Here is a 1,310-nt window from a genome sequence, read left to right as displayed (position 1 = left end):
GCGCGGACGTGCCGATCGTGCAGCAGGGCGCAGGACGCCTGCATGTGCAGGGCGTCGACGAGGCGGTCGTTGTGGACGAACCGGGCGTGGACGGTTCTGGTCTTGCCCGACTGGCGGGTGATCGGAGACGTTCCGGCGTAGTTCTTGCGGGCCTTCGCTGAGGCGTAGCGTCCGTCGGCGTCTCCGAATTCGGCGAGCACCCGGGCACCGAGAACGGTTCCCAGGCCGGGCTGGGACAGGATGATCTCAGCGTCCGGGTGCCGGCCAAAATGCGCCTCGACCTGCCCTTCCAGGGCGGTGATCTCGGCGTTCAGGGTGGTGATGACCGCGACCAGCGACCTGACCGTGGCCGCATAGGCGCTGGTGACGATCTCGCCCTGCCCCAGGTGCTCGGCGCGCAGGACCTGCTGGATCGCGGCGGTTTTGGCGTCGATGTCTCGGCGGCCGGTGAGCGCTGCGGCGATCTGCCCGGCCGTGAGCTTGGCGGCCGCGGCAGGGGCGGGGGCCTTGGCCAGCAGCCGCAGCACCGCCGGCGAGGTCAGGCCGAGAGGCTTGTAGGCCTCCAGCGCGGCGGGGAAGTACTCGCGCAGCGCCGACCGCAGCCGCAGCATGTGCCGGGTGCGCTCCCACACCATGCTCTGATGCGCCCGGGTGACGACCTTGACCGCCTCGGCGACCTCGGAGTCGCCGGCGACTTCGCGCAGCTGCCGGTGGCGGGTGCGCAGCATGTCGGCCAGCGCGTGCGCGTCGCCCTTGTCGCTCTTGGCCCCCGAGGACCCCAGGATCTCCCGGTGCCGGGCGGCCTGCTTGGGATCCACCGCGAACACCCGGTACCCGGCCGCCACCAGCGCCCGCACCCACGGACCCCGGTCGGTCTCGATGCACACACCCACATCGCACGGCTCGGCGTCGGCGGCCACGAACCGGCCGACCAGGTCGTGGAACCGCGACATCCCGGCCATCCCCTCGGGCAGCCGAGCCCGCTTGAGGACCCTCCCCTCTGAGTCCTGGACCTCCACGTCATGATGGTCCTCGGCCCAGTCATCTCCGACGAACAGCACACCGGCCTCCACACTCGACGACCCAGATCAGCAGCCCGCAGGGGACGGTCGGCGACCTAACGGACCAGTGCTCACGCCACCGATCGGCGGGCACGACATCCCATCAGCGATCAACAGCCCCTGACCACCGGAGAGGGCACGATCTGACCCCAGGACTCACAGGTCCAGGTGATAAAAGTGCTCACTCACCAGCGGCTACCAGGCACCGAGTCTGCCAGCGGCGGCCGACCCGGTAGCTCCCATTAGGTG

The 1,310-nt window shown here is 70.3% G+C and carries 1 protein-coding gene; it reads right to left on the bottom strand.

The window, feature by feature from the left end; genetic code table 11:
• Nucleotides 1-1,061: IS110 family RNA-guided transposase (locus AB0C21_RS43320; protein WP_500212348.1), on the bottom strand; the 1,061-nt coding region annotated here is incomplete at its 3' end.
• Nucleotides 1,062-1,310 lie beyond the last annotated feature (249 nt).

The organism is Spirillospora sp. NPDC049024, assembly GCF_040649235.1.
Taxonomy (GTDB): Bacteria; Actinomycetota; Actinomycetes; order Streptosporangiales; family Streptosporangiaceae; genus Spirillospora.
Note: the sequence above shows the minus strand (reverse complement) of the source record. Positions and strands in the feature narration are given on the sequence as shown.